Origin of the sequence: Tumebacillus avium, from assembly GCF_002162355.1 — a bacterium.
GTDB lineage: Bacteria > Bacillota > Bacilli > Tumebacillales > Tumebacillaceae > Tumebacillus_A > Tumebacillus_A avium.
Window position 1 is genome coordinate 1472278 of the sequence record NZ_CP021434.1, and the last position, 20693, is coordinate 1492970.

Consider the following 20693-nt stretch of genomic DNA (forward strand, 5'->3'; position numbering starts at 1 on the left):
TCCTCCCCTAGAAGTCGAAATCGACCGCTTCCAATTCAATCGTCTCCGCTTGCTCCGCCGTTGCGGCCGCTTCCAGCTCCTGCCCGCTCTGCACGTCCAGCTCGGCGATCTGCCGCTGCGGATTCCCGACGATGTTCCAGAGCAAGGTCACAAAATGCGCTGCGAACGTTTCCATCGTCTGGCGCGTGAACAGGTGGGACGCGTATTCCAGCAGGAAGAAGATCCCGTCTTCCGTCTCTCGCGAAATCAAGTTGATGTCGAGCTTCGAGGTCTGCGTGCCAAATTCGTACGGCGTGACTTTGATGTCTTCCGCTTCGATCGCCGCATGCTCGAAGTTCTGCAGGACAAACATCGTGTCAAACAGCGGATTGCGGCTGACATCGCGTGCCGCGTCCAGTTTGTCGATCAGCTCGTCAAACGGATAATCCTGATGCTCGTACGCTCCGAGCGCGCTCTGCTGCACTTCCTGCAGGAACTGGAGATAGGTCTTGTCCATCGCCGGACGGTTGCGCAGCGCCAGCGTGTTGACGAACATCCCCAAGAGATGCTCCAGATCGCCGTGATGGCGTCCGGCGATCGGCGTGCCGACGACGATGTCTTCCTGCCCGGTGTATTTGGCGAGCAGGATATAAAACGCGGCCAGCATCACCATGAACAGCGTCGCACCCGTCTCGTTCGCGAGGCTCTTCAGCTCGTCGAGCAGGTCGTGCCCGACGGTAAATTCGAACTTCTCGCCGGCGAACTGCTGCACCGCCGGACGCGGCTGATCGGTCGGCAGCTGCAGCGGACGCAGGCCGCCTTGGAACTGGCTCAGCCAAAACGCCTCCTGGCGCTTGAAGAGCTCCGTTTTGAACAGCGCGTTTTGCCACTCCGCATAGTCGCGGTATTGGATGCGCAGCGGCGGCAAGGTCTCACCCATGTATAAGAGGGTCATCTCTTTGATCAAGATCCCTGTCGATACGCCGTCGGAGATGCTGTGCTCCGTGTCATAGAGGAACAGGTAGCGCTCCGGCCCGGTCTTGACCAGCATCGCACGCAACAGCGGTGCCTGATGCAGGTCGAACGGGCGGATGAAGCTGCGCACGATGCTTTCCGCATCTTGCTCGCTGGCCTCGCGGTAGTCGAGCTTGAAATCGACATGCGCATGAATGCGCTGCATCAGCACGCCGTCTTGCGCTTCAAACGAGGTGCGCAAAACTTCGTGGCGCTGAATCAGCCCTTGGAACGCCAGCTCCAGACGCGCTTTGTCGACCGGGCCTTCCACCCAGATCACGCCCGGCATGTTGTAGCTGACTCCGACATCGGGCAGGTTGGCCAGGATGTAGGAACGCTTCTGTGCCGCCGACGCTTCGTACAGGTCGCGGTCTTCCACATGGGAGATCGCCTGATACTCGCTGCGGTTGATCGTCTCCAGATGCGCCGCGAGCTCGGCGACCGTCGGCGTGCGGAACAGCTGAATCAGCGGAATCTCCACGTCGAGCGCTTTGCGCAGGCGCGAGGCCAGACTCGTCACTTTCAGCGAGTCGCCGCCCCGTTCGAAGAAGTTGTCGTAGAGCCCGATTCGCTCCACGCGCAGCACTTGGCGGTACACGTCGGCCAGCATCTGCTCCAGCTCGGTGCGCGGCTCGACAAACGCCTGCTCTTGCAACGCATCGCGCTCCGGTTCCGGCAGCGCTTTGCGGTCGATCTTGCCGTTTGGCGTCAGCGGCAGGCGCTCAAGACGCACCCAGGCGCCCGGCACCATGTAGGCGGGCAGCTCCTCTGCCAAAGCCTCGCGCAGAACGGTCATCGCCAGCTCTTCGTCGCACGCCACATACGCACAGAGGTATTTGCTGCCATCAGCATCGGTGCGGTCGAGCACGACCGCCTCTTTGACCTCCGGCTGCTTGTGCAGGCGGCTTTCGATCTCGCCGAGCTCGACGCGGAAGCCTCTGATCTTCACCTGATGGTCGATGCGGCCGAGGAACTCCATGTTGCCGTCCGGCAGCAAGCGGCCGAGGTCGCCCGTCTTGTACATTCGCTCGCCCGGGCGGAACGGATTGTCCACAAATGAGCCATTCGTGCGCTCCGGGTCGTTCATATACCCGCGCGCAACCCCGACGCCGCCGATGTACAGCTCGCCAGCCACGCCGTTCGGCACCGGACGACGCTGCTCATCGAGGATGTAGAAGAAGTTGTTGTCGATCGGGACGCCATACGGAATGCTGGTCTGATGCTCGCCCGTCTCCAGAATCGGATAATAGTTCGACCAGACGGTCGCTTCGGTTGCACCGCCAAGCGAGATGACGCGGGCATTCGGAAAATACTTTTTGATCCGGCTGGCCAGCTGCACCGGAATCCAGTCGCCGCTCAGGAAGACCAGACGCAAAGCTTCCTGCTGCCAGTCCGCCCCTTCATCGTCGATCATGTTCAGCAGATGGTTCATCGTCGTCGGCACCGAATCCCAGAACGTGATCCCGTGCTCCTTGAGCAAACGGGTCAGCCGATCGGTATCTTGCACCTGCTCTTTGCGGGCCAGCACGATGCGGCCGCCGGACGCAAGGATGCCGAAGATGTCATACACCGACAAGTCGAAGCACATCGAGGTGATGAACAGCAGGGAGTCCTGCTCGCCGACACCAAACTCGCGGTTGACCCATTGGATCAGATTGACCGCCGAGTGGTGCTCGATCATCACGCCTTTGGGCTGGCCGGTCGATCCTGATGTGTAGATGATGTAGGCCAGTTCGGACGCGTCTTTTGGCTCCCCGAGCGGTTCTGCCGAACTCCTGGTAAGATCCAGTTCGCCAAAATGGAGCACCGTCTGCACCGGCAGCGTTTCCGCCTGATCGGTCAGAGCAACTTTTACCCCGGCGCTGGTGATGATCTGCTCTTGTCTGGCCAGCGGGTATTCCGGGTCGATCGGCACATACGCCGCGCCCGCCTTGAGGATCGCCAGCATCCCGATGATCATCGCAAAGCTGCGCGAGACGACGAGCCCGACATGGTCATTTTGCTCGACCCCGCTTGCCTGCAGCACGCGGGCCAGCCGGTTCGCCGCCGCCTCGACTTCCCCGTAGGTCATCGTCTGTTCGTCGACGACGATGGCGGTGTTGTGCGGCGTGCGTGCCGCCTGTGCTTCGAACAGGCCGTGCAGCGTCTGCTCGCGCGGATACGGCGTGACCTTATCGTTGAAGTCATAGACGATATGCTGATGCTCTGCTGCCGTCAGCAGTTGATCGTCCTGCACGCGTTGCTCCAACTGCTCGGTGAACATCCGCAAGAGGCGCAGATAGAGCTCGAACGCCGTGATGATCTCTTCACGAGCAAAATAGTTCGGCGAATATTTGATCCGCACGCCAAGACGGTTCATCGTTTTCGAAACTTCGAGGTCGAACAGCGTGTTTGTCATCTCATTGGTCTCGATGTCTAGACCGTCCGCCGCCGAGATCGCCCGCTGTGTCGCTTCATCGTCGAGGACGTGGAAGTCGGTAAAGTTGAAGATCGCATCAAAAATCGGGTTGTCCGCCCCGCCCTGCACATCGCCGATCAGCAGCGCGATGTCGGAGAGGAACAGCTCGTGCGGCTTGATGCGGAACAAAGCGTCTTTGACCTTCTGCATCACTTGCAGCTTCGTCAGCTCCGGCTGCACTTGCATCCGGACCGGCACGGTGTTCAGGAAGCAGCCGAGGATCTTTTCCCCGTCTTCCAGCGGCGGGCGGTCATGCGTGACGACGCCGACGACCACATCCTGCTCGGTCGTGGTGATGTTCAGGAGGAGCAGATAGGCGCTCAGGCAGATCTCTTTGAACGTCAGGCCATGCTGCTGCGCGACCTCGTCAATTTTTTCATAGAGATCGGCGTCGACATTCCCCTCATAGACGGTGTTGACGGTGACGCTGTTGATCTTTTTGCCGGAGTAGTTGAACGGCAGCTTGTTGCGCGTGTAACCGGCCATCGTCTCCTGCCAGTAGCGGCGCGTGCTCTCATCCGCTTCGCGGCCGAGCTGCACGGCGACATAGTCTTTGTAGCTCGTGCCAAGCGGCATCGGCGATACCTGGACGCCTGCCCGCAGCTGCTGGTAGATCTCGATCCATTCGCGGTTCAAAGACGCCACGCTCCAGCCGTCCAGCACGGCGTGGTGGACGGTGAGGATCAGCGAATGCTCCTCCTCGTTCAAGCGGAACAGCCCGATGCGCCAGAGCAGTTCGCCGTCAAAAACGAACTTGTCAGCCAAGTCCTGCTCCAGATACGCCTTCACCCGCGCTTCCTGCTCCGCTTGGGGCAGACCGCTCACATCCTCGATCAGAATCTGCGGCGTCAAGTCGCGGTGCACGATCTGCACCGCTTCGCTAAACGTGGCGAGATGGAACGTCGTGCGCAGGATCGAATGGCGCTTGACCAGCATCTGCAGCGCCTCGCGGAACACGTCAGGAGCAAAATCGGGCATGTGCAGGCGGTACATGAAGTGGTCATGGTAGACCGGCTCATCCGGCTTCAGCTTGGAGTAAAACACCATGCTCTGCTGAATCTTGCTCAGCGGATAGAAGTCCTCCGTGTCGGCAGGCAGCAGCCGGGCCTGGGTCAGATCGTTGTAGACGTCCGCCTGCAGCTTGCCGATGATGCGCAAGCCAGCGCCCAGCACGTCGCCCGCCGCGCCCGCTTCGCCAACTCCGGCGTCGATCAGCCCTTTGATCGTCGGATGGCGGTAGATGTCATTGATCGCGATCTGCGCGCTGAGCTGTTTGTTCATGCGCGAGATCAGGTGGATGACTTTGATCGAGTCGCCGCCAAGCAGGAAGAAATCGTCGTTGATGCCAAGCTGTCCACGGCCCAGCACGTCCGCCCAGATCGCGGCGAGCTGCTCTTCGGTCTCGTTGCGCGGCGCTTCGTACTCCACGCCAAGAGCCACGCTCAGGTCGGGCTGCGGCAGGGAGCGGCGGTCCGTCTTGCCGTTTGCGGTGCGCGGCAATGCATCCAACTGCACGAAATAAGACGGCACCATATAGCCGGGCAGATCTTGCGCCAGGAACGTGCGCAAGGCGGAGAGCGTCAACTGCGCATCGGCCACAAAATACGCGCAGAGATACTTTTGCCCCTGCTCGTCCTCGCGGTCGAGCACGATCACCTCTTCGATCGCCGGATGAGCGAGCAGCCGGCTCTCCACCTCGCCCAGCTCAATGCGGAAGCCTCTGATCTTCACCTGATGGTCGATGCGCCCGAGGTATTCCATCTCGCCGCCCGGCAGCCAGCGTGCCAAGTCGCCGGAGCGGTACATGGTCTCCTCGCGGTACGGATTTTGCAAAAAGCGCTGGGAAGTCAATTCCGGGCGGTTGAGATACCCGCGCGCCACACCGTCGCCGCCGACATAGATCTCGCCGGTCACGCCAAACGGCGCCAGTTTGCCATAGCGGTCGAACAGATACATGCTAAGCGTCGGGATCGGACGCCCGATGTTGCTTTCGTTGTGCAAGATGTGATGTTCGGTGATCTCTTTAAACGTCGAGTGCACCGTCGTCTCCGTGATGCCGTACATGTTGATCAGGCGCGTCTTGGGATACTTTTCATGGAAGCGGTGCAAGAGGGCCGGCTTGAGCGCTTCGCCTGCGAAGATCACATACCGCACCGCTTGCAGGGCGCGTTCCGGGTGCGCGACATCTTCCTGGGCCAGCGACGAGAAGGCGGTCGGGGTCTGGCTGAGCACCGTCACCCCTTCCCGCTCCAGCAGCTGCCGGAACTGCTGCGGATCTTGAGTGACCGCTTTGGGCACGATCACCGCTGTGCCGCCGAAGAACAAGGCGCCGTACATCTCCCACACCGATACGTCAAAACAGAAGGAATGGGCGACCGAAAAGACATCCTGCTCGCTGAACTCATACTGCAGGCCGTCGGTGCGCAAGAGGCGCACGACATTGCGATGTTCGATCATCACGCCTTTCGGGTTGCCGGTCGTGCCGGACGTATAGATGATGTAGGCCAGATCGCGGGCCGACTGCTCCAGCTCCGGGTTGGCAGAGGATTGGGCCAGCAGGCGCTCATCATCCGCTTCCAGCACCGTCTGCGCCGCCGGGGCGATGCCATCGAGCGCACGCTCGGTCACCAGCACGCGGCTGCCGCTGTCCTCCAGCATGTAGCGCACACGGTCCTCCGGATACTCCGGGTCGAGCGGCAGATACGCGCCGCCCGCTTTCAAAATGCCAAGGAACGCCACAAAGATCAGCGGCGAGCGCTCCAGCATGACGCTGACGAGATCACCGCGCTGCACCCCTTGTTCCCGCAAGGCATGGGCGAGCCGGTTGGCGCGCACATTCAGCTCAGCATAAGTCAGCGATTCCTCCCCGCAGACCACCGCGATGCGGTCGGGCGTCCGTACGGCCTGCTCTTCCACCAGCCGGTGAATCGTGCTCGTGCGCGGATATCCGGCATGTTGCCCGGTGCCAAGCGTCAGCAGTTCCTGCTCTTCCGCCGCAGACAGCAGTTGCACGTCTGCCAGCGTCCCATCCGGACGCTCGGCCATCTCCGCTAACACGGCCAGATAATGCCGGGCCATGCGGAAGATCGTCTCCGGCAAAAACAGCTCAGTCGCATATTCGAAACTGCACTGGATCTCCTCGCCCAGAGCGGTCGCTTCCAAGAGCAGGTCGAACTTGGCCGTCTTGTGCTCAAAGGGGCGCGGGCGCATCTGCAAGCCATCTGCCGTCAACTGCTCAAGATCCACATTTTGCAAAACGAACATCGCGTCAAACAGCGGATTGCGGCTGCGGTCGCCTTGATGCCCCAACCGCTCGAGAAGCCGTTCAAACGGATAGGACGCATGCGCATAGGCAGCCAACGCGGTGCTCTTCACCTGTTCCAGATACTCGCGAATGGTCAGCGTGCCCACGGGCTGCCCGCGCAGCACCAGCGTGTTGACGAACATGCCGATCACATGCTCCGTATCGGCATGCTCCCGCCCTTCCATCGGCTGGCCGACCAGCAGGTCTTCCGCACCCGTATAGCGGCTGAGCAGAATCTGATACGCCGCCAAGAGCACCATGTTCAGCGTCGTGCCGGTCTCAGCCATCAGCCCTTTCAGGCGCGAGGTCAGCTCCGCGTCGATCGCCAGCGCATGCTCAGCGCCCGCGAAGCTTTTCACAGCCGGGCGCGGCTTGTCGAGCGGCAGTTCCAGCGCCGGCAGTTCGCCAGCCATTGCATCGAGCCAATATTGTTCCTGACGCTGGAATTCCTCCCCTTGGAAAAATTCGTTTTGCCAAGCGGCATACTCTTTGTATTGGACAGGCAGCAGCTCCCCTGCCCCGCCTTCGTACGCGATCAGCAGGTCACGGATCAGCAGATTGATCGAATGCCCGTCCGAGATGATATGGTGCATGTCGAACAACAGCACATGCTGCTCAGCGCTCTCCCGCACCAGCGCCGCCCGCAAGAGCGGTGCCTGGCCCAGATCAAACGGCCGGACAAAAGCTGCGATGTGCCCATCGACCGTTGTTTCGCCCGCCTCAGCCAAAGCAAGCGTAAACTCGACCGCAGGCAGGATGCGCTGCACCGGCTCGCCGTCCACATAAGCAAACGACGTGCGCAGCGCCTCGTGCTTCGCGATCACCTGCTGAAACGCCGCTTCCAGCCGCTTGGCATCGACCAAGCCCGTGATCGTCAAAGCGCTTGGCATGTTGTACGAGGTGGACGCCCCCTCATGTTCGTGGATCAAAAGCAAACGCTTCTGCGCCGAAGAGACTTCGTACGCGTCCTGCTCCGCAATCGCGCCAATCGCAGAAAACGCTTTTTTGTCTGCGCCTTCCACTTGCAGGGCCAACTGTTCGACCGTCTGCGAGCGGAAGATCTCATCGAGCGGAATCAAGACTTCGAACCTCTTGTGCATCCGCGACACCAGCGTGGTGCCTTTCAGCGAATCGCCGCCCAAGTCGAAAAAGTTGTCCTGCACGCCGACGCGCTCCACGCCAAGCACGCTTTGCCAGAGGCCGGCCAGCACTTGCTCCGTTTCGGTGCGCGGCGCGACATAGGGGGTGCCGCGGTCATTTTGATCAGGCTCTGGCAGGGCTTGACGGTCGATCTTGCCGTTTGAGGTCAGGGGCAGCTGCTCCAGTTTGACAAAATAGGACGGCACCATGTACGCCGGCAAAGCTGCCCGCAACTCTTCGCGAAGGGCCGCTGTCGAGAGCTCTTCTTTGAGCACCACGTACGCGCAGAGGTACTTAGCACCGGATGGGTCGGTGCGGTCGAGCACCACCGCTTCCTTGATCGCCTCGTGCTTGTTCAGCCAGCTGTCGATCTCGCCAAGCTCGACGCGAAAGCCGCGGATCTTGACCTGATGGTCTTTGCGCCCGATAAATTCCAGGTTCCCGTCGGGCAGCATCCGGCCGAGGTCGCCCGTCTTGTACATCCGCTCGTCTTCGCCTTCCAGAAACGGATTCTGGAAAAAAGCGGCTCCGGTGCGCACCGCATCGTTCATGTAGCCGCGCGCCACCCCGACCCCGCCGATGTACAGCTCGCCGACCACGCCTTGCGGAACCGGATTCTGCTGATCATCCAGCACGTAAAAATAGTTGTTGGCGATCGGGCGGCCATACGGAATGCTCTTTTGTTCCGGGCTGACCTCTTCGATGGGATAGTAGTTCGACCAGACGGTGCCTTCGGTCGCCCCGCCAAGCGCTATCACGTTAGCCTCGGGAAAATACTGTTGGATGCGTCCCGGCAATTGCACAGGAATCCAGTCGCCGCTCATAAAGACGAGGCGCAGCTGCTCCTGCCGATAGTCCGGGTCGATCTCGTCCAGCGTGTTGATCAGATGGTTCATCGTCGTCGGCACAGAGTCCCAGAACGTGACTCCTTCCTGCTTCATCAGGCGGAGCAACGCTTCAGAGTGGTGCACCTGCTCTTTTTGCGCCATCACGACGCGTCCGCCTGCCGCGAGGATGCCAAAGATGTCATAGACCGACAAGTCGAAGCACATCGAAGTGATGAACAGCATCACATCGTGTTCGTCCACCGCAAATTCGCGGTTGACCCATTCGATCAGGTTGACCGCCGAATGGTGCTCGATCATCACGCCTTTGGGCAGCCCGGTCGAGCCGGACGTGTAGATCGTGTAGGCCAGCTCCCCCGAATTTTTTGCCAGCCCGAGGTCATCCGCTTCATAGCGTTCCAGCGCCGCTGCTTCCAGCTTGATCGTGCGGGCGAATTCCCGCTCTGCGGTCAGGTCGGTCAGCACGGCAGCGACATCTGCGCTGGCGGCGATCTGCTCTTGGCGGCTCGCCGGATAGTCCGGGTCGATCGGCACGTACGCCGCGCCCGTCTTCATGATCGCGTACATCCCGGCGATCATGTTCACGTTGCGCTCAGCCAGCAGCGCGACGTTGTCGTTGTTCCCGATGCCCTGCTCCACGAGCAGGCGTGCGATGCGATTGGCCTGCTCGTTCAAGCGGCGGTAGGTCACCTGCTGGTCGCCGATGGTGAGCGCGATGCGCTCGGGCGTTTTTGCCGCCTGCTCTTCGAACAGTTGATGAATCGTCTTCTCGCGCGCATACGGCGTCACGGTACTGTTGAAGTCGTAGAGCAGCCTCTGGCGCTCCGCAGCGGACAGCACATCGATCCGGCCGATCGTCCGCGTTGTATCCTCCAGCGCCTGCTGCAGGAAATTGGACAGATGCAAGGTGAACTTCTCAATCGCCCCCTGCGAATAGAGGTCTGCCCGCCAGTCCACAGTCAGGGCGACCGACTCCGCACGGCGTTCAAACGAGAATGCCAGTTGAGCATCGGCGTCCTGGGCGTACTGTGCGTTCTGCAGATTGTGGAGCAGCACCAGCACTCCGATCGAGCTTGTCGCCTCCGCGCTGCCCTGCACCCATTGAGTCAGATCTCCGAACGGGAAGTTTTGATGCTCGCCCGCTTCTCGCACCGTCTGGCGGACGCTGCCGAGAAATTCCCGGCAGGTCGCCGCCGGGTCGAGCGGCGTGCGCATCGGGAGCAGAGTGTTCACCGTCTGCCCCGTGCTCTCTTTTTGGAAAATCGGCGTGGCCACCAGCGCGTCGCCGTTGCCCGTATAGCGATAGAGCAGATCGTGGACGCCGGAGAGCAAGATCATAAACAGCGCCGTATCCGACCCGTTGCTGACCTGCAGGACGCGCTTGGCCGTCTCTTCCGGCAGGAAGGTCTGCCACGCCTCCCGCTGCCCTTGTTTTGTGCGGCCCGCCAAGTCGGACGGCAGAGCGCCCCATGTGCAGTCGCCCGCCAGTTTGGCGTCCCAATAGGCCCTTTCCCGTTCAAATCTGCCGCTCGCAAGCAGGATGTTCTGTGTCGATTTATCCAGCCTCATCATCTGCGCCTCCTTATCCTAGAAGAGAAAATCTGCATCGTCATCTAACCCGTTGGCAGCTGTCTGATAACCGGCTGCCAGCTCAATCCCGCCGATCGTCTGCGTCTGGTCTTGCACCATCGCCCGCAAGATCGTCTCCAGATCGGCTTGCAGACGCTCCGCCGTCTGCGGTCTGAACAGTGCGGTCGCATATTCGAACATCACGCGCAGACCTCCACCCTGCTCTTCCGCATAGAGGGTGATGTCAAATTTCGCCGTATCGTCTTCCAGCACATACGGCGTAACAAGCAGCCCCTCCATCGTCAGCGATCGGTTGCCGAGGTTGTCCCAGACGAACATGGCGTCAAACAGCGGATTGCGGCTGCGGTCAACCCGCACTTGGAGCGCCCCGGCCAGCTTTTCAAACGGATAGTCGCCGTGTTCAAGCGCCTGCAGGGACAGCTCCCGCACTTCCGCCAGATACTCCCCAATCGTCTTCGCCGCCTGCGGACGTCCGCGCAGGGGCAAGGTATTGACGAACATGCCGATCAGCCCGTCCGCATCCGCATGGGCACGCCCGGCGATCGGGGTGCCGACCACGACATCTTCCTGCCCGGCATGTTTGGCGAGCAGAATCTGATACGCGGTGAGCAGCACCATAAACAGCGTCGCGCCGCTGTCCTCGGCCAGCCGTTTCAGTCCCGTTGCCAGCGCCTCGTCATACAGCGCAGAGGAACGTGCTCCTCCATAGCTCTTCACCGGCGGACGCGGGAAATCGGTCGGCAGCTGCAGGACAGGCACTTCGCCCGCAAATGCTTCCAGCCAGAAGCGCTCCTGCCGCTCCCGCTCAGAAGATGCTTCCATCTCCTGCTGCCAGAGCACATAGTCTTTGAATTGCAAGGGCAAGGGGGGCAAACTCTCCCCCGCATACAACGCAGCCAGCTCTTGCACGAGCAGGCGTCGCGACACGCCGTCGGCGATCGCGTGGTGCATGTCATACAAGAACAGGTGGCGCTGTTCAGCCAGCTTGATCAGCCCGGCGCGCATCAGCGGCGCCTGCGCCAGATCGAACGGGCGCAGGAACGCGCGGGCGGCCGCTTCGATCTGATCATCGTCCGCCGCGATTCCTTCGCTGTACAGCAGCGGCAGCGTGACATCCGGCGCGATCTGCTGCACCGGTTCGCCGTCGACCCAGGCAAACGAGGTGCGCAGCGTTTCATGGCGTTGCGTCAAGGCTTGCAGCGCCTCGGCAAATCGTGCGGTGTCGAGGTGTCCGTCGAGCAGGAAGCCGCCCGGCATGTTGTAGGTCACGCCTTCCGCGTCCAGCTGGCTGATGATCAGCAAGCGCTTTTGAGCAGACGAAACCGGGTAGTGCGCCCCCTTCGGCGCAGGCTGGATCGGCCGGAAGCGGCCGTTTGCAGCTTGCAGTTGCTGAGCAAGCCCGCGAATCGTCGGCGTTTGGAACACGTGGCGCAATGACAGCTGTGCGTGCAGCTCTTTTTCGATCCGCGCGGTCAGCACCGTCGCTTTCAGCGAGTTGCCGCCGAGGGCAAAGAAATCTCCATCCAAGCCCGGATGCTCCACGCCGAGCACCTCTTGCCAGATCAGTGCCAGCTGTTGTTCCAGCGCCGTGCCGGGCGTTTGCTGCTCTAGTTTGCCCGCTCCGTCAGGCAACGGGAGCGTCGGCAGCGCCTTTTTGTCCAGCTTGCCATTGGGCGTTACTGGCAACCGTTCGAGCCGGGCATAATACGCCGGAAGCAGATAGGATGGCAAAAGTCGGGCCAGACGCGCCCGAAGCTCATCCGGCTGCAACTGCTCCTCCCCTGTCACGTACGCGCACAGATCGTAGCTGCCGTGCCGGTTCTTCTGCGCGATGACCGCCGCCTCGCGGATGCCCTCCTGCGCCAACAATGCTTGTTCGATCTCGGCCGGCTCCACGCGATAGCCGCGAATCTTCACCTGCTCATCGGTGCGGCCGAGGAATTGAATGCGCCCGTCCGGAAGTTGCCGGCCAACATCGCCCGTCTTGTACAGGCGGCCCGCTCCAAAGCGGTTCGGGATGAATTTCTCCGCTTCCAGCTCCGGGGAGTTGAGGTAGCCACGGGCAACACCCGCTCCGGCGATGTGAATCTCGCCGCGCACGCCGACCGGCACCGGATGGCCCAGCGCATCCAGCAGGTACACTTGCGCGTTGTGGATCGGCTTGCCGATCACCGTGAAGGAGGAGTGGTCGTCCCAGTCGATCAGCTGTGCGACCGCGCCGACCGTCGTCTCGGTCGGGCCGTAATGGTTCATCACCTGAGCGGACGGCACATGGCGATGGAACGCCTGCACATCCTCCACGTTGAGGCGCTCGCCGCCAAGCACGACGAGGCGCAGGTCGGTTGGAGCCCCGCTCTTGGCCAAGCCCGGCGCGGACACCAGCATGCCAAACAGCGTTGGCGTCGCTTTGATGAACGTGATCTGCCGTTCCTGCAGATAGGCGAGCAGCAGGGCCGGATCGGCGTAGTGCTCCTGGGCGAGAATATGCAGTTCGGCGCCGGTCAAAAGCGCCGGATACAGCGCCGTATAACCAAGGTCAAAACTATACGAGGCGAGCAGCGCCGTCTTGTCTGCTGCGCTCACGCCGCCCGCCTGCACCAGCCAGTCCGCATAATTTAGCAGGCTGTGGTGTTCGATCACAACACCTTTCGGACGTCCCGTGGTGCCCGATGTGTAGATCGCGTAGACCGCATCACCCGGAACGTTTTGCACAGGCAGGTTGAAGTCGTCCCCCTGATACAGCGTCTCGTCTTCGATCAAGAGCAGTTCCCCGGCAAACTCCAGATCGGCGATCAGCTGCTTTTGCGTCAACAGCACAGAAGCTCCGCTGTCTGCCAAGGTGAACCTAATGCGCTCCACCGGCAGTTCCGGGTCGATCGGCACATACGCCGCGCCCGATTTCAACACGGCGAGGATCGCCGTCACGACGGCGGCGGAACGGTCGACCATGATCGCGACAAAAGAATTGGGAACTGCGCCGCGCTCCTTCAGGCGGCGGGCCAGCTGGTTCGCGCGTCTGTTCAGCTCCGCGTAGGTCAGCGTTTCCTCGGCGCTGACCACCGCGATAGCTTCCGGCGTTTTCTCCGCCTGCTCTTCAAAGCGCTGTGCAACGGTCCCTGCAGCTTGGCGCGGCAGGACAGCCGTATCATTAAACTTCAACAGCACTTGCTGCTCCTCTGCGGAAGACAGCATACGCAGTTTGGCCAGCTCTGCCTGCGGAGCGGAGACCGCCGCTTGCAGCAGCAGCAGGAAATGCGCCGCCATGCGCTCGGCGGTCGCCCGGGCAAACAGGTCGCCCGCATACTCCAATTTCAGTCCGATGCCGCGCTCCTGCTCGACCGCATGCAAGCTCAGATCAAGCTTGGCGCGGCCCAAGTCCGCCTCGCGCGGTGTAAACGTGATCCCGCCGGTGGAGATCGCCGCCAGATCGAGCGGCTGCAACACCAGCATCGCATCGAACAGCGGATTGCGGCTCAAGTCGCGCGGCAGGGCCAGTTTGTCCACCAGCTCTTCAAACGGGTACGCCTGATGTTCAAACGCTTCGAGAGCGAGCTGTTTGATCTCGGCCAGATACGCGCGGAACGATTTATTCGGCTGCGGGTAGCTGCGCAAAGGCAGCGTGTTCAGGAACAGGCCGACCATCTTTTCCAGATCGGCATGCGGGCGGCCGGCGACCGGCGTGCCGACGACGACGTCTTCCTGCCCGGCATACTTGGCCAGCCAGACGCTGTAAATCGCCAGCAGCACCATGAACAGCGTGGTGTCGGTCTCCGCCATCAAACGGCGCAGCTTCGCGGTCAGCTCCGCATCAACTCCAAACGCCACCTGTCCGCCGGAGAAACTTTTCACGGCCGGACGCGGCGCATCGGTTGGCAGGTCCAGCGTCGGGAGTTCGCCCGCAAACTTGTTCAGCCAATACGCTTCCTGTGCGCGGTGAGTTTCGCTCGCTGCCCGCTCCTGCTGCCAAACGGCGTAATCCTTGTAATGCAGGGTCAGTTCCGGCAATTCCGCCCCGCCGTACAGCGCGGCAAACTCCTCGACCAGCACGCCCATCGACACGCCGTCGGCGATGATGTGGTGCATGTCGAAGATCAAGACGTGCCGCTCCGGGCCAAGCGTAATCAGTCCGACGCGCAGCAGCGGGCCGCGCGCCAGATCGAACGGCCGAATGAACGAATGCAGGATCACGTCCAGTTCGTCCTCGTCTGCCGCCCTTTGCGCCACCGCAAATGCCGGGCGCTCCGCCACCTTCTGCATCACTTCGCCGTCTGCCATCACAAACGAGGTACGCAGCGCTTCATGACGCCAAACGAGCGCTTGTGCGGCCCGTTCGAACCGCGACGCATCGAGCGGCCCGGACAAGTCCATCACGCCGGTGATGTTGTAGCTCAAGTCATCCGCTTTCAGACGGTGGAGCACATACATCCGCTTTTGTGCGGAAGAGGCGGGATAGAGATCGCGCTTTGGCGCCGCCGGGATCGCTGCAGCGCCGCCGCTTTCCGTCCCGCCGATCACCGCTGCCAATTCGGCGATGGTCGGATGCTCAAAGATCGTGCGCAGCGGAATCTGCTTCTTGAACGTTTTGTTCAGCCGCCCGATCAGCATCGTCGCTTTCAGCGAATGCCCCCGAGGTCGAAAAAGTGATCGTGAATCCCGACATCCTGCACATCGAGCACATCCTGCCAGATGCCGGCAAGCTCTGTCTCCAGTTCGGTGGTCGGAGCGGCATAAGCAATCGTCGCCTCGCCCTGGCTGTCCGGCTCAGGCAGCGCTTTTTTATCGATCTTGCCGTTGTCGGTGAGCGGGATCTGCTCTAGGCGCAGGAAGTGCGCCGGGATCATATACTCCGGCAATTCCCGGGCCAGCTGTTCCTTGACCGCTGGGACAGACAGTTCACCGTCGGCAACAAAGTACGCGCACAAAAATTTGTTTTGTGCCGCATCGTCCTTTGCCAGCACGACCGCTTCCACGATGCCCGGCACGCGCAGCAGCTGTGCTTCGATCTCCCCAAGCTCCACACGGTAGGAGCGGATCTTCACCTGATGGTCGATGCGCTCGGAGAATTCCAAGCTGCCGTCTGGCAGCCAGCGTCCGCGGTCGCCTGTGCGATACAGGCGCACCTCGCCGTCTGCAAACGGGTCGCGGAGGAATGCAGCGTTCGTTTTTTCCGCGTTGTTCAGATAGCCGCGGCCCACCGAGATGCCCGATGCGCAGATCTCGCCTTTGACACCGACCGGGCAGAGATTCAAGTCCTTGTCGAGAACATAGACGACCACATTTTGCACCGGCGTTCCGATCGACACCGGGTTGGTCGCCGGGTCTTGCTCCATGATGTAGTGGGTGAAGTCATCGGAGCACTCGGTCGCGCCGTACGAGTTGATCAGGCGGGTCTTGGGAAACAGCGAGAACCACTTGCTGACCAGCTGCGGCTTGAGCGCTTCGCCTGACGTGCCGAGCACCTGCAGGTGCGGCAAAGGGCGCAATTCGTTTTCCAGCGCGTCGGCGAGCAGGGCCAGATAGACCGGCACCACTTGCAGGACGGTGACTTCATCTGCGAGCAGGCGGGCGATAAACGCGTCCAGATCGAGCTGCACCTCGTTCGAATACAGCACGGTGCGCCCGCCGGTGATCAGCGGAGCGAAAAACTGCCAGATCGACTGGTCAAAACAATGCGAAGCGACTTGCCCGACCGCGCTGTCTTCCCCAATCGCAAAGTCGGCGATCTTCGCCAGCATGTGATTGGTCATCCCGATGTGCTCGATCATCACGCCTTTGGGCTTCCCGGTGGAGCCTGAGGTGTAGATGACGTAACACAAGTCTTGCGGTTCGTTCAGGCAAGCCAGATTCCCGGTCGGATACCCGGCCAGCGTCCGGCTGTCCACAGCCAGCAACAGAGCTTTGCTCATGCTGCTGTCTCCTGCCGGCATCAGGTCTGCTCCCGTATACCGCCGCTTCTTCCGCACTCCGGCGACAGCGGGCAGCGGGTTGCGCTTGTTGATTCTAAGCAGCACATCATAGCGGAAGGAGGTCAACTCGTTTTCAATCACGCCCGTCTTGCGCGTGCTCTCGATCGAGATGATCTCCGGGAACCGCACCTGCAGATCGCGGAACAGCTGCTCCGGGACGAACAGGTCCTCGTCCCAGTCCGTTTTGACTTTCGCGGCCGGATGCTGCTCTTTGTAGTCGCGCATCGACGCGACCAGCTCCGCCTTCTTGGCGACATCCATCATGTCGTCCAGATAGATGATCCCTTCGTCACCGAGCAGCTCGATCGACTGGCGAATCACCTCTTCCAGATACAGCGTGTTCGGGAAAAAATGCACAACGGACGAAGAGATCACCGCATCAAAGCCGCGCTCCGGCACCTGCCCGATCTCGCGGGCGGCCAGCTCATACAGCTCGACGTGCGCAAGTCCCGCCTCCTGCAGACGCGCCCGGTTTTTCTCGATGATCACCCCGGACAGGTCGGTCGCCACATACTGCCCGACTTGCGGCGCGATCTCGAACATCACCAGCCCATGCCCGCAGCCGATCTCCAGCACTCGCGCATCCGGCTTGAGGCAAGGGAGCAATTTCCGCTTGAAGTTGCCGATATATTCGCCCATCTCTTCCGGCGAAAACGGCTGGCCCGTATAACTGCTCGTCCAGCCGTAGTCATTGACGGCCGTCGTCGAAGTTTCGGCGACAAAGTTCCAGAGGTGTTTGAGATTCGCTTCTTTCCCTTCCGCCTCGTCCGCTTCCGCCTGATCGAGCTGGATCAGCAGCTGCAGCGTGTCCGACTCCCAGAGCAGCGCATCCCATTCATCGAAATGCCTGCTTTCGGTCAGCACCGTCCCGATCGCCGCCTCCTGCAGCAGGCGCTGCTTCTCACGCCTTGCAGCCAACTGATCGATCTGCACCGCTGCCAGGCCAAGCCTGTCCAGCGCCGCTTCGGCGACCAACTGCTGACGGCGAGTGGTGAACGCGATGCCAACCGGCCCGTCCGGCAACTCCGTGCGCCCGCGCAGAAAGACCTCCAGCCGCTCCACGTCCTGCTCCACGCTCTGTGCGGCACGCTGCAGACGCTCATTGGCCTGCGCCAAGTCTCCATGCTCATCCAGATACAGAAGCGTGTGAATCTTCGTGCCTGCACAGATCGCCTCGATCAGTTCATGAGACAGTTCATACGACGAAGCGGTCAGCAGCACCGTGCTGCCGATCTCCTGAAAAATGCCGAGCAGCCGCTCGACCGGATAATGCACATCGAGCGGCACGTACGCTCCGCCCGCTTTGAACACGGCGAGCATCCCCGCCACCAGCTCGGCCGACCGTTCGCCGAGGATCGGCACCAGCCCTTCCCGGCCGATGCCTGTTTCACGCAGGTACTTGGCCAGCTGATTGGCCCGCTCGTTTAATGTCCGATACGTCCACGTCCGCTCCCCATCGACGATTGCGATCCGATCCGGCGTGCGCTCGGCCTGCTCCTCGATGCGCTGATGCACCAGCAGGTCACAGCTGAAATCAACGGCAGTCTGATTGAAATCCGCGACCAACTGCCGTCGCTCTTCCGCAGTCAGCATGGAAAGCTTTGCGACACTTTGCTCCGGCTGCTTGATGATCGCTTCGATCAGGGAGATCAAATGCCCGGCCAGCCGGGAGATCGTCTCCTCCGCAAACAGCGCGGAATTGTAGCTGAGATAGACCTCCGGCTGTTCAAAGTCGTTGACGACCAGCACCATGTCGTAGTTGGTCTGCTCCAGCGTCGACTTAAACTTCACTTGCAGTGCGTTCTGCTCCTGATTCAGCCCCATGTCCAGCGGATAGTTCTGGATGACGACGATCGAATCAAACAGGCTCTCCTTGCGGTCTGCCGCGCTCCAGCCTTTGATGTCGACCAGCGGCGTGTGCTCATACTCCTGATGATCGCGCAACTGCTGCCCGGTCTGGCGGAGCAGGTCGGCCACACTTTGTCCCGGCTTCTGCCCCAGGCGCAGCGGAATCGTGTTGATGAACAGTCCGACGATCTCCTCAATCCCTTTCAGATTGGCGGAGCGCCCGGAGACGGTGGTGCCAAACACCACGTCATCGGTGTTGTTATACTTCTGCAGCAAAATGCCCCATGCCGTATGAAACAGCGTCGAAAGTGTAAGATTCTGCACGCGAACAAAGCGCTTGATCGCAGCTGTCAGCTCCTCAGACAGCGAGAAAAAGCGGTCAACCGTTTTGTGCGCAAGCGCATGGTGCCGGCGATCCGCAGGCAGCTCCGTCTTGGTCTCAAATCCGCGCAGACAGCTCTGCCAGTAGTTTTGCTGCACGCCTTTGTCCTGCTGGAGCTGCCACTTGATCCACTCTTTGTATTTCGTCTTCTGCAGGCGGACCGGAACTTTTCCTTCATTTTTTAACAAATAGTTATACTTATCAGAAAACTCTCGCAACAAAATGCCATTGCTCCATCCGTCATAGAGAATATGATGACTGGAGATGATCAGTTCGCATTGAGTCGCACTCAGACGGCACAGTGTGATCCGAAACGGCGACGAGGTCAGATCCAAGTGTTCAGCCGCGTCGTTCGCCGCCGCTTCGTCCAGCTTTTCCTGACGCTCCGCAGCGGCCGCCTCTGTGAAATCATAGTACCGAATCGGAACGGCGTGCTGTTTCAACACGATCTGCAGCGGCTTCTCTACGTTTTCAAAGCGAAAGACGGTGCGCAGCAGCTCATTTTGCGCGACGACTTCCTGCCAGGCTTGTTCAAACGCCTGCTTGTCAAGCTCCCCCGTCACGGCAAGGCGGATCTGTTGAAAATACTCTTGGCTGTCCGGATCGCTCAGATAGTGAAAAAGCATCCCTTCCTGCACCGGCGTCAACGGCCAAATATCCTCTACATTTTGCTTGTCCAATTTCCCTGCGTTGCTCATCTGCGCTTCCACCTCGCTGGAATGTTAGTAATTGAAACATTTTAATTTAACGAAATTGTCACTCTCCTCACCCCATGCTAAAGGAACCCTTTTCTGCTGTCAAACGGCCGTCCATTTCGAATTCTTGAAAAAAACAGTAAAAAAACGCCCCTGCAGACAGGAGCGTCTTGTATATTCTTGAATTCCAATGAATAATTCCTTACAGTCAATTTCCTGCAGGCAACAAGGTCTGCAGCACCGCGCCGAGGTCTTCCTGCTCCGCCGTGTAATTGAAGAAGCCGAGGAACTTCTCCGTCGCCAGGGGCGAGGAAGCGATCAGCTGAAACGCGCCGAGGTCCTGTTCGGTGAGCGGCGCGACTTGCGTGACGGTGACCGCTTGATGATAGCGGGCCATAAATTCATTTTCGATCCGCGTCTGGTACTGCTCCGCCATCATCTGCCAGCTCTGCTCCCAGTCTTTTGTTCCTGCCAGCAGTTCACTGAGCATCCGCGCGCCGAAGATCGCGTCATGCATGCCTTGCCCGACGCCCGGGTCTTTGAAGCAGATCGCGTCGCCGACCAGCGCCCAGCCTTGGCCCATGCCTTCGTACCAGTAATTTTCATAGGAGTACAAGCCGCGCAGCGGTTCTTCCATCACCGCATCGGCGATCCGCTCGGACGGACGCGGGAAGTATACCTTATAGTAGTCGCGAATCGCCTGCTCCGGCTCGCGCTTGAAGCGCTCGATCCACCCCGTCTCACACAGCGGCACCTGCATCACCACGCAGACCTGCTGGTTGCTGGTCGGGAACAGATAGGCGCGGTGAATCTCGCGGGTGTACAGCTCGAACTGCACCTCGTCGCTCATCTGCTCCACATTGGAAAAGTAAGCATAGAGGCTGGCGTACTGCGATGGGGTCGAAGTTTTCTTGACCGCCCCCGCCGCTTTGCGGACGATCGAATTGCGCCCGTCCGCGCCGATGACGATGCGCGCGCGATACTCAGTCACGTTGCCTTCCCGATCCTGCCCGCGCACGCCAACCACCGTGTCGCCTTCGCGGAGCAAATCGGTCACGCGAAACCCTTCCACCGCCGTCACGCCGGGCTGTTCGCAGGCGAAGTCGAGCAGCACTTTATCAAAATGGGTGCGGCGGAAACAATAAGAATCTGCTTCCTCGCCATAGACCGGCATCTGCCCTTCGATCACCGCATCGTTAAACTGCGCCCGCGTCCGCCCGATCGGCGGCGCATCATCGGTCAGCAGCCGCTCCATCACGCCGAGATCGCGCAAAGTCTCCACCGTATTATTAAAGATCGTATGTGTTGAAATCACATCGCTCGGAAAAAACGACCGGTCCACGAGCAGCACCTGCAGCCCGGATTTGCCCAAATAAGCGGCCAGCGTCGCCCCGGCATTGCGTGCCCCCACGACAATTGCGTCATACGTTTTCAAAATGACCCCTCCCCAAAGTTCCAAAAAATGTCTATAG

Annotated in this window: 4 protein-coding genes; all 4 read right to left on the bottom strand. The window is 60.6% G+C overall.

What is annotated here, in order from left to right; all coding sequences use genetic code 11:
• Positions 1 to 7: 7 nt before the first annotated feature.
• The 4 genes from CBW65_RS06770 to CBW65_RS06785 all read right to left on the bottom strand — a co-directional run bounded on the left by CBW65_RS06770 (position 8) and on the right by CBW65_RS06785 (position 20656).
• Positions 8 to 10309, bottom strand: a complete 10302-nt coding sequence (locus tag CBW65_RS06770) for a non-ribosomal peptide synthetase (RefSeq protein ID WP_198299772.1) — start codon at positions 10307 to 10309, stop codon at positions 8 to 10.
• A gap of 18 nt (positions 10310 to 10327) precedes the next feature.
• On the bottom strand, positions 10328 to 14935 hold the full coding sequence (locus tag CBW65_RS06775) for a non-ribosomal peptide synthetase (RefSeq protein WP_087456217.1): 4608 nt from the start codon (positions 14933 to 14935) through the stop codon (positions 10328 to 10330).
• An 8-nt stretch (positions 14936 to 14943) separates the two neighbouring features.
• Positions 14944 to 19224: a condensation domain-containing protein gene (locus CBW65_RS06780; RefSeq protein WP_087456218.1), complete on the bottom strand. Its 4281-nt coding sequence runs from the start codon at positions 19222 to 19224 to the stop codon at positions 14944 to 14946.
• Between the two features lie 205 nt (positions 19225 to 19429).
• Positions 19430 to 20656, bottom strand: coding sequence for an NAD(P)/FAD-dependent oxidoreductase (locus CBW65_RS06785; RefSeq protein WP_157721814.1), 1227 nt, complete (start codon positions 20654 to 20656; stop codon positions 19430 to 19432).
• Between the last annotated feature and the right edge of the window lie 37 nt (positions 20657 to 20693).